General features: G+C 46.5%; 9 protein-coding genes. 1 reads left to right on the top strand and 8 read right to left on the bottom strand.

Annotated elements, in window-relative coordinates; genetic code table 11:
* Positions 1-2: 2 nt before the first annotated feature.
* Positions 3-422: a hypothetical protein gene (locus tag BVI01S_RS03050; protein ID WP_061809185.1), complete on the bottom strand. Its 420-nt coding sequence runs from the start codon at positions 420-422 to the stop codon at positions 3-5.
* A 246-nt stretch (positions 423-668) separates the two neighbouring features.
* Here BVI01S_RS03050 and BVI01S_RS03055 point away from each other — a divergent pair, with 246 nt between their 5' ends.
* Positions 669-896, top strand: coding sequence for a DUF1128 domain-containing protein (locus BVI01S_RS03055; RefSeq protein ID WP_061809186.1), 228 nt, complete (start codon positions 669-671; stop codon positions 894-896).
* Between the two features lie 75 nt (positions 897-971).
* Here the strand turns inward: BVI01S_RS03055 and BVI01S_RS03060 are convergent, their stop codons facing one another.
* The 7 genes from BVI01S_RS03060 to BVI01S_RS03090 all read right to left on the bottom strand — a co-directional run bounded on the left by BVI01S_RS03060 (position 972) and on the right by BVI01S_RS03090 (position 10,297).
* Positions 972-1,487, bottom strand: a complete 516-nt coding sequence (locus BVI01S_RS03060; protein ID WP_061809187.1) for a type 1 glutamine amidotransferase domain-containing protein — start codon at positions 1,485-1,487, stop codon at positions 972-974.
* Positions 1,488-1,553: 66 nt separating this feature from the next.
* Complete coding sequence (locus tag BVI01S_RS03065) at positions 1,554-2,870, bottom strand: lysine N(6)-hydroxylase/L-ornithine N(5)-oxygenase family protein (RefSeq protein ID WP_244886846.1); 1,317 nt, start codon at positions 2,868-2,870, stop codon at positions 1,554-1,556.
* Positions 2,871-3,100: 230 nt separating this feature from the next.
* On the bottom strand, positions 3,101-4,099 hold the full coding sequence (locus BVI01S_RS03070; protein ID WP_034761249.1) for a class I SAM-dependent methyltransferase: 999 nt from the start codon (positions 4,097-4,099) through the stop codon (positions 3,101-3,103).
* Positions 4,096-5,412: an FAD-dependent oxidoreductase gene (locus BVI01S_RS03075; protein WP_061809189.1), complete on the bottom strand. Its 1,317-nt coding sequence runs from the start codon at positions 5,410-5,412 to the stop codon at positions 4,096-4,098. The genes BVI01S_RS03070 and BVI01S_RS03075 overlap by 4 nt, the downstream gene beginning before the upstream one ends.
* A 275-nt stretch (positions 5,413-5,687) precedes the next feature.
* Positions 5,688-8,120: a PAS domain-containing protein gene (locus BVI01S_RS03080; protein WP_061809190.1), complete on the bottom strand. Its 2,433-nt coding sequence runs from the start codon at positions 8,118-8,120 to the stop codon at positions 5,688-5,690.
* 133 nt (positions 8,121-8,253) lie between these two features.
* Positions 8,254-9,183: a pseudouridine-5'-phosphate glycosidase gene (locus BVI01S_RS03085; protein ID WP_094075136.1), complete on the bottom strand. Its 930-nt coding sequence runs from the start codon at positions 9,181-9,183 to the stop codon at positions 8,254-8,256.
* A 19-nt stretch (positions 9,184-9,202) separates the two neighbouring features.
* Positions 9,203-10,297: a carbohydrate kinase gene (locus BVI01S_RS03090; protein ID WP_061809191.1), complete on the bottom strand. Its 1,095-nt coding sequence runs from the start codon at positions 10,295-10,297 to the stop codon at positions 9,203-9,205.
* Between the last annotated feature and the right edge of the window lie 128 nt (positions 10,298-10,425).

Genomic DNA, 10,425 nt, shown 5'->3' on the forward strand with positions numbered 1-10,425 from the left:
CGTTAATACCCCTTAAATGAAGAAGCAATCGGCTGGCTCTCTTCATCCTGAGCAGTTAGTTCATTCGATGGTTCATGACCTGAAAATGTATCTTTATATGCTTCTGAGGAGTCTTCAAAGGTTTCTTTCGTCTCCTCGATGATTTCTTTCACCTGAGGGGTCATCCCTTTGATTTCATCTACCTTTTCACTGATGAAGTGAATGTCCCTCGAGACCTGATCGGCCGTCATGCGAAGTTTCTCATACACTTCCTTCGATGTCTCAAGCAATCTCTGAGGATTTCTTGAGTAAGTGGAGATGTACTGTCCACTGTTCTTTAAAGTGGAGCCCACTTCCTGACGTGTCGACCTGTCCAGTAGAGACAGAAGCCCCCCTGCAACAGCACCAAGCATGACCCCTTTGTAAAACTTATTCCTACCCATATGTATTACCCTCCTTCAAATGATTGTCTTTTTTATATTCAGTAATCGGCTGCAGCCGGATTCCACTAGATCATATACTTTCTGGCAGCATTCTCGTTTATTAGCTTATCTACACATTTCCCATTCCTTTATAGTGTAAAACATTCTCTGAAAAAAATCCTCTTCTATCCATGCCTTATTGACAGGATGAAGGAATCATGGAAAGATAAATGTACTACACTGCACGTCAGAAAGGACGATTCGTAGATGGATTTATCACAGAACACAGCAGAAAACATCGAATTCATGGTCACAGCGATTAAAGAAAAATTGAGAATGGTCAATGCAGGTGCCGTCAAGCCTGAAGATTTCAATGAAGAAATGTACGAAGATCTCCACGACCTTTATGTCATGGTGAATCGCAAGGATCATTTCAGCCCGAGCGAGATGAATGCCATCATTGAAGAAATGGGTAACCTTAGAAGAAAAGCGTGAACAATCACTTAAAAAGGGGACATTCCCACAAAGGTACTAAATACCTTGGGGAATGTCCCCTTTCATTTACTTGTCTTATTTAGAAAGAAGCGCCAATGATTCACGGTTGAACGCCGGGATATCATCCGGTGTCCTGCTGGTTACAAGCTGATTGCCGCACACGACGACTTCTTTATCTTCGTATGTCACACCTGCATATTCCATATCCACTTTGATGGACTTGAAGCCCGTTGCTTTTCGTCCTTCCAGTGCTTTTGCCGTAATGAGTAATTGTGGTCCGTGGCAAATCGCGAATACCGGCTTTTTCTCATCCATGAAATGCTTGGTGAATGTCACGAAACGGTCATCTGCTCGGAGCTGATCCGGTGAAAATCCGCCTGGTAATAGTAAGGCATCAAAGTCTGCAGGATTGACGTCATCGATGCTTTCATCGATCTTCACCGTTGCATCACCCTGTTTGCCTTTGACTGATTTTCCTTTTTCCTTCTCAATCGTCACGACATCGTGGCCTGCTTCTTTAAACGCTTTTTCAGGATCTGTAAATTCTACGTCTTCAAACATGTCTGTAATTAATGTTGCGATCTTAGCCATAAAATATAACACTCCTATTATTGTTTGATTTCTTATCACACTTATACTTTACCCGGCACACATAGATTAAAACCCATCATTACCCATCGTGAATTGGGAGAAGATCGTATTCCTTTGTACTTCATACACTTCTTTCCCCATGATGTCGTTGATGATATGGATATTCCGGTCGACGGCCAATCCAAGATTCGTCGCCCCGGCCCCGTGGGAGTGCTCCAGATTCGTCACGGTGTAAAAATGATGTTCGCGATCCGGCTTTTCTTTAAATTGAAGCTGATAGTTCCGGGAGACTTTGAATTTCTTATCATCTTCCCACAGGATTTTGTCTTCGAACTCCTCAAAAAACCATTCAGGAATATTTGGCTTGTACCCTGTCGCTAAAATCACTTTATCGCTTTGATACGTGAATTCGCGATTTTCCTGCCATTGGCGGCAGCTCAAGACGTAACCATCCCCTTCATCCCGGACCTCGTTCACTTCCGTCAGGGGCTGGATGGTCGTGCGGGTTGACTGGTCTCTGACTGAGTGGTTATAGAGAATGTTATAAATATTGTTCAGGGTGTCCGGATCGATCCCGTTCCTAAGCTGATCGAGGGTTTTCAGGGCATCCATCCGCTTTTCATACGAGAGTCCATGGAAATAATCCACATAGTCAGGTGCGAAGAATTCCTGCCCGAGCTTTGACGATTCAAGCTGCAGGATCCCTTCGGAACGGGTCAGCCACGAGAGCTGATACGAATGATTTTCCTGCTCCTTCAATAAATCAAAGAATACCTCGGCTGCACTTTGACCGGATCCCACTATCGTGATGGAGGCCCCTTCCATCGTCGTTTTTTTATGGAACAGATACTTACTCGTGTGATGGACGTCCTCATCCGGCAACCCTTCCATTCCTTCTAGAATAAGAGGCTTGCTTCCCGTTCCCATCACAATATGCTTCGCATAATAAACCTCACGCTCGTCTTCCAGCCGGTTATCGACCACCACTTTATAACAGTCGCCAACATCCGTCACCCCGATCACTTCACTGTGAAATTGACATGAGCTCAGTTGACCCGAGACCCAGCGGGCGTACTCATTGTATTCCTGACGCGGCATTTCAAACTTTTGAAAAAAGAAAAATTTATATAAACGATTATGGGTATGTAAATAATTCAAATAACTGTACCGGCTCTGTGGATTCGCAAACGTCACCAGGTCCGCGATGAACGGCACCTGCAAATCTGTCAGGTTGATCAGCATTCCTGGATGCCATTGAAACTCCGGGGTCTGATCGAAGAACTTCACCTTCAGATCGGTCCTTTCCTCCATCAGGGCAGCCAAACTCAAATTGTACGGCCCGATCCCGATTCCGATACAGTCGAATCTTTCATGTTTACTCAATCGGCTCTCCTCCACATTCATGATCTACTTTTCTATTTTTACCCTAAAAGGACGGGTGATTACCCTGTTTCTTGAAAATAATTATGGGGAATGTGTGACGATGGGGGTTCAGCTGCTGAATTTCTTTAGAATTTTGACAGGTGAAGCTCGAGCGTTATTCAGCTGCTGATTTTCATCCATTATTCAGCAGCTGAATGAAAGCAGAACCCAAACAAAAAACGGATCCCTTCTCACAAGGATCCGTCTTTCCTGAAAGTCATCGCGTACCATCCGCCCTCTTTCACGATCGGTTCGACGGACTCGACTTTAAAATGGGTTTTACCGGCCAGTGTCTCCATTTCCTTCTGTGAAGGAATCGGGTACAGGTTCTGGAATGTCATGAAGAAGCTGTTGAAGGCACTGGAGAATTGCTTTCCGTGCTTGGATTTCTGCATCGGTGTCAGGACGAAGAACAAGCCTTCGGACCCGAGCCACGCAGATGCTTTTTCAAAGAATTGCAGACGTTCGGATGGGTCGATATAATGAAAAAGATTATTGGCCATAATCATATCGAAGGGCTGTTCGGGCTCATATTCATGAAGGTCCCCACAGTGGATATCGATATTTTCAAAGTCTTGCAGAGATTGTTCCGCTGCTTTGGCGACGGCTTCATGGATCTCGATCCCTACCATTTTCTTATCGGGATAACGCTCCCCAATCCTCTTCACATATCCTCCTTCACCGCATCCCAAGTCCAGAATGGAGTCCACATTGTATTTTTTAATCGCCTTCTGCACCTTTGGAAAAGCGAATCGCTCCAGTAGAATCGACGTTTTCGCTACGGTGGAGCCGTGGACATCCGAATTGAAGTGCTGTTTCGTCTGATTCCGAAGTAGTTGAGGATACGACAACAAGGCCGGGATATGCAGCTCCATCATTTCTTTCAGCAGAATCCCTGATGAGTGGGGATCTTTTTTGGAAGTCGGCAGCTTCCATCTGTTTCTTGTCGTGACTTTCTCATCCTCCACCCGTTTCAGATGCTTGATGGTGATTCCCACCTCCACCCATTGTTCAAGGAGATCCATTTCGATATTTTGTGAGAGCGCCACTTCCTGAATGGAAGCGGGCTTTGTAAATTGATCGAACAGGTCCATTTCATAGCCCACATAGGCGTGCCAGCTGTATAGGAAAGGGACATTCTTTTTCATCCAGGTACGTGCCCGCCATACCTTCACCATTTCTCCAATCATTGTAGTGCCTCCTTTCCTTTCCAGGGATAGTCCTGATTTTCTGTAAATGCAGTCGTTGATTTTTCTTCGTCTGTTAATGAATCATGTCTGATCGGGAGCACGCCCCCCTGGATCATCCGGTCATATAGGGTTTCCCTCCACATGCCGAGGCCTGAGATGTTCAGCATCTGTTTGTAATGGGAAATCGAATCCCTTTCCATCCTCTGCAGGCTTTTGTTCCGGAGCCAGCCGACGGGTCGGTAAGGATAGGAATAGACGAGGGCCGATAAGTGACTGAGGTGCATTTGGTGGGCGACCCTCTTTTTTCTCACCTTTGGATACCATTCCAAATTGGCTGGATCCAATTTTCCCTCTTTATACATGTCACATAATAGCTCGCCGAGGATGCTGCCATCCTGGATCGCCATATTCATCCCTTCCCCGGCCATGGGATGGACCGTATGGACCGCGTCTCCGATAAGGGCGAAATGATTCTTCACATAGGTCTCTGCATGATATTTCAACGGGACCATAAGCTGGATTTTCTTCCAATCCTCTATCTGGTTCACATACCCGTCAAGATCCGGGCACATTTCGATATAGAGTTTATGAAACTCTGAAATTGGCTTTTTCCGTAGTGTTTTGTACTCACCTGCCGGGATAAGATAAACCGACCTCACTTCATCGTCCGGAAGTGGAAATAATCCTAAAAATGATTGATATGTAGAAATGATGCGCCCCTTCACCATTTCCTTGGGCCTTGGGAATGTGACCGTGAGGAAATGATGATTATACTTTTTCTCCTTCACATCCACTTCCATATAGTCACGGGTGACTGAGCTCCTCCCCTCTGCACCGATGATGAAGTCACTATGAATCTCCGTTTCTGCCTTCGTCTCCCGGTCCTCGACGGTGACGGTATGACCATTTATCTTTTTACAGACGGTATTCGCACGATAATGGAAGGATGGATACTCTTCCCCTTTTTGTCGCAGGATGTCCTTTAGGGTTTCATGATGGATCATGAGGGAAAATGGGTACGGGGTCGGAAGGATGGAATAGCTCATGGTAGAATGTTCAGCCTTCGATTTTGCCCGTTTCAATTCAATCAGTTCCAAATCGGAAATGCTGTGCCCGTTTTGGAATACATCGTCTATGACTCCCAGGGAATCGAATATTTCCAGGCTCTTCGGTTGGAGTAGCTCACCCTTGTAGACGGAACCCGGTCCAGGCAACCGCTCTACGACGGTGACATCGATGTTACACCGGGCGAGTTTCAACCCGAGTGTCAGGCCTCCAATGCCTCCACCGCTTATAAAGACGTTCGTCTTCATTTCTCTTCACCTCTTTCCATTCATTTATCCTATTTCCAGGATGTTGAAACTTGCCGGTGTGCTCTCGCCATCAGGTGACAAGTTCCTTGAAAGAAAACCACCTTGAAGAAATTTGTAGAAGACGCTATTTCCTGGGAAATATCAGTGTTATCACCCCCTCCCATCCAGCGTCTTTTTCACTATTTGTCGGATTATTTCCGTTTGAAAATCGACAATACCCGTGTAAACAAAAAATACTCCACGACAAGATTCTTCTCTTATCGTGGAGTATTTTTCTAATGATCGTCGGCGATCGGCAGAAGGATCGTGACGGTGGTCCCTTCGCTGATGTTGCTTTGAATCGATAGTGAACCGTGATGCTCCTTGATGATCTTTTGACAAATCATCAGTCCGAGCCCGGTCCCTTTTTCTTTCGTGCTGTAAAATGGTTCCCCAAGATGCTTCATACGCTCAGGAGGGATCCCGCTCCCGTTGTCCTGAATCGAGATCTTCCCATGACCATCCACCTTTTCCAGCTGAACATTGAGGAGGCCGCCTGCAGGCATGGCTTCCAAGGCATTTTTCATCACATTCAAGATGACTTGTTTCATTTGATGGGAATCACAGTAGATTTCAGCCTCTTCCACAGAGAACCTCACATCGACCCCCTGCTTCAGGCATTCCATCTTGATGAATTCAACGGAACTTGTGAGAAGGGTTGTCAGGGAGGTCAGGGAAAACTTGACCGCCCTCGGTTTAGCCAGTGCCAGAAACTCATTCGTGATGATTTCGATCCGGTCCAGTTCCCCCTGTATGACACCTAGATAAAAGTCATCCTCGGCATTTTCCTTCATGAGCTGGAGGAATCCTTTCAGAGTCGTCAGGGGATTCCTGATTTCGTGAGCCACGCCCGCTGCAAGCTGACCGATCATCGCGAGCTGCTCTGACTTCTTCAGCAGGTCTTCGTTAAGCTTCTTCTCGGATAAGTCACGGATGATGGCAGAAATACCGATCAAACGCCCTCCATCATTCAAGATCGGATTCATATTAAATGCAATCTCGACCGGTGAGCCGTCTCTCCGGTACCGGACGGTTTCATAGTCTTTGATGCGTTTCCCGGCCATGACCGTAGCCAGGTTTTGCTTGAACTGACCGACCTGATCGTCCTGATGGAGGAAGGTGATTTCCCTTCCTGTGATTTCATCCTTCGTCCACCCGAACATCGATTCAAACTGTTGATTCACTTTTAAGACCTTTCCTTCCGGATCCAGAAGGGCGATCCCGTCCCCTGCATGCTCGAAATAGGCTTCAAGCAGCTCTTTCGCTTCTTTCAGTTCTTCTTCCATCTGCAGTTTTTCCGTGATGTCCTGTCCAAATCCGTAGATCCCGATCACTTTATTCTTAACACGGATCGGGATATTGGTGACGGCCACATGGCTTTTGCCACCTTCTCCATTTTCGAAGGTGGTCACGAATCTTGACGCTTCTCCTTTAAGGGCGATTTCAAATTTCTTGATGGCCGTTTCCTTGCTTCCCTCTGCTATGAACGCACTGAAGTGGCTTCCGATCATATGGGGAGAAATGTGGTTCCACTGGGTTTTCACCGCTGGATTCACTTCTTGTATGATGCCGTTAGTATCGACCATATAAATATTGTCGGGGCTGTATTTTACGATTGATTTATATTTCTGTTCGCTTTCGATCAGTTTTCTCTGGATGTCCTTGATCAGGGAAATGTCTGATATGGACACGATGATTTCCACTACGGCACCTTTTTGAACGACCGGGACGATGGAAGCCAAATACTCCAATTCCTTGTATTCGTCTTCATAGGTCAGCTCTTCTCCCGTTTCCCATATCCGCTTTAACTTTGGTTGGATCTTCCCCAGATGATGGGAATCGAACACTTCCTGAATCGTTTTCCCGATCACTTTCGAAGGAGTCAGGTTCAGCTTATTCAATAGCTCCCCCGCTGCCATTTCTATGACAAAATCCTGATCGCTTTTCTTTATCTTGTACGTGATCGTCTTTTGAAGGCGGAGGGTATTTTCAAGCTCCACCTTTAAGGACATCAATTCATTTTCATACTTTTTCTTTTCTGTGATGTCATGGAGGATGATCCCCACACTATCCACCGTTCCGTCACTCTTATAATTGGCTGGGGAAATGGTGATATTGCAGGTGATCTTCCGGTGCGTACCCATTTGGAAAGTCACTTCTTCCCCTGTCGTATTCAAGCCTTTCAAGCCATCTTTCACAATGGCATGGAAGGCTCCATTCTGCAGTGGGGGCTGCTGACAGAGCGACTCCCCCAGAATGGCATCCGAAATCTGAAACAGCTCCTGGAAAGACTGATTCATTTCCATCACGTTTCCGTTTTTATCAATGATACAAACACATGTTGGGGTATTGTGAATAAGGGCTTCATAAATCGCCGAATGGGAATGATTGGAATAATCACGTGAAACGCCGGACTCCACAGGGATCATCATGACTAATTCTTTGGACTCATCCATCCGTTTCCTCTTAAATCCGTAATATTGATGATGCAAGCGAATGGCATAATCGTCATCCTCCAGAATTTTCAGGAGGAGATTGTCTTCCTTCAGTGTGATCCCGCTCCATTCTTCATTTTGTTCTATAAAAGATGGTTGTGTCACATCGATTATTGCTGCCGGGGCTGGAATTGAATCTACATTCAATGCATGTTTAGGGTGCATTTGAGCCATAGTACCTTCCTTTATCGTAACGTTATTACCCCCATTTTACCCTACCTTTCCCAACATATAAACGGCGAATGTCAATTCACACCAAAAACCCGGGCACCACCTTTCTGCCCGGGCTCATTCCTGTCATCTAAAATTAAATTGCTTCGACCTGCACAAGTTCGGCATACCGAACGGCAATGTCCGCCCCGATTTGAGCATTATGCTTCACGAGGGCGATATTCGCCGTCAGGCTCCTGCCATCCGTCAGCTCCTTCACCTTCCCGAGCAGGAAGGGGGTGGCTTCCTTGCCTTTGATCCCTTCTGAATCCGCTTCTTTTAACGCTGTTTCAATGATATGATCCATCTCCTGCTCATCCATGGCATCCGCTTCCGGAATCGGATTGGCCACTACCACTCCGCCCTTCAGACCAAGTTCCCATTTCGCTTTCAATATGCCTGCAGTCTCCTCTGGTGTTTCCACCTTATAATTCACGGAATAAGGGCTGCTTCTTGTATAAAACGCCGGCAGTGAGTCGGTTCTGTATCCTAAAACGGGTACTCCCTTTGTTTCCAGGTATTCGAGGGTGAGGCCGATATCCAATATGGACTTGGCTCCGGCACATACGACAGCCACGTTCGATACGGCGAGTTCCTCAAGATCCGCCGAAATATCCATCGTCACTTCCGCGTTCCTGTGCACCCCACCGATCCCACCCGTCACAAATACCGGGATATGGGCAAGCTCTGCACAAATCATCGTTGCCGCTACCGTCGTCGCCCCGTCTTTACCGGAGGCGAGGATATAAGGGATATCACGCCGGCTCGCCTTGATCACGTCTGTTGCCTGCCCTAAATATTCAAGCTCCTCCTGGGATAATCCGATTTTAATCCTTCCATTCAAAATCGCGATTGTGGCCGGTACCGCGCCTTTGGATCGAATGATATCTTCAACTTCCCTTGCCGTCTTCACATTTTGCGGATATGGCATGCCGTGAGAGATGATCGTTGACTCCAATGCGACGATCGCCATGCCCTTTCTTTTTGCTTCTTTGACTTCCTCTGAGTATTCTACATATGAATGGATATTCACAACCATTTCCCCCTTAATAATAGAGACTGAATTCCTGTTGAAGCTTGCTTTCGTTAAGAGTCGGTGCCACCGTATGCCTCGACTGAAGGGTGATCGACGAACAAATCACACCGATCCTGCACGCCCCGTCCGTATCAGATCCCTTTAAATAGCCAAATAATATGCCGGCTACGAGGGCATCCCCCGCCCCGGTCACATCCTGCACCTCAACCTTTGGAGGCAGGATGGCCGTTGCCTCCTTGTATGTAGTGTAATAAATAAGCCCCTGATCCCCACGGGTAATGACAGCACGCTCGGCGCCCCTCATTGTTAGATCCTTCGCCGCTTTAAAATAATCCCCCTCGGTTTCAATCTTCATATCCAGATACATCTCTGCTTCGCCTTTATTGCAAATGAACCATGACACCCCTTCCAATGAAGGAGGGAGTTTCTTCACCTTTGGAGCCGAGACAGGGATCACCGCCAAGGGAACCCCTTCCGATTGACACCTTCTGATGATGTACTTCAACACCTCTTCCGGAAAATTGGTATCGAGCAGCACCATTTCTGAAGAGGCAATCAAGCCCCAACGCCTTTCTATAAAACCAATGTCAACGCTTTCATAAATGTTCATATCAGCCAAGGCAAATAACAGTTCACCCTTTTCATCCAATACGGCAGAATAAGCTCCTGTGCTTTCATTTACAAGCCTTTGGGACCCGGACACATCAGCAAAGGTTTTCGTCTGTTCCATGAGCCAGCTGCCTTCTGTGTCCTCCCCCACAACAGTAATGAGATTGGTAGACTTCCCGAGTCTCCCAAGATTCTCAGCAACATTTCTCGCGACACCCCCACTCGTCTGTTCCGTTGTCGCAGGATTGGATGTCTCAGGGATCATCTCACCCAGCAGCTGCATCTTCCGGTCGATATTGGCTCCCCCTATGCAGGTGATCCCGTTCCTCTTTGGTATCACATACGCACGACCTAAAATCTTCCCCTGTCTGACCAGATTGGAAATATAACCGGCAACAGCCGATCGCGAAATCCCACTTCGCTCAGATAATTCCTGCTGTGTCATAAACGGATTTTCTTCTATGAATGACAATAATAGCTTTTCTTTCTCGTTCACTTTCTCCCACCCCTATAAAGAAAAGTAACTTTTGTTAATATTCTAAACTTTTGTTTTATTTTACACAAGTTGGAAGTTCGTAAATTAGAAAAACTTTTTGCGTAACCTTTGTTGCTATTTATGGTAGC

Origin of the sequence: Rossellomorea vietnamensis NBRC 101237, from assembly GCF_001591825.1 — a bacterium.
GTDB classification, from domain to species: domain Bacteria; phylum Bacillota; class Bacilli; order Bacillales; family Bacillaceae_B; genus Rossellomorea; species Rossellomorea vietnamensis.

Coding starts and splice junctions, on each gene's coding strand:
- BVI01S_RS03050 (WP_061809185.1), bottom strand. CDS start 422: ATGGGTAGGAATAAGTTTTACAAAGGGGTCATGCTTGGTGCTGTTGCA.
- BVI01S_RS03055 (WP_061809186.1), top strand. CDS start 669: ATGGATTTATCACAGAACACAGCAGAAAACATCGAATTCATGGTCACA.
- BVI01S_RS03060 (WP_061809187.1), bottom strand. CDS start 1,487: ATGGCTAAGATCGCAACATTAATTACAGACATGTTTGAAGACGTAGAA.
- BVI01S_RS03070 (WP_034761249.1), bottom strand. CDS start 4,099: ATGATTGGAGAAATGGTGAAGGTATGGCGGGCACGTACCTGGATGAAA.
- BVI01S_RS03075 (WP_061809189.1), bottom strand. CDS start 5,412: ATGAAGACGAACGTCTTTATAAGCGGTGGAGGCATTGGAGGCCTGACA.
- BVI01S_RS03080 (WP_061809190.1), bottom strand. CDS start 8,120: ATGGCTCAAATGCACCCTAAACATGCATTGAATGTAGATTCAATTCCA.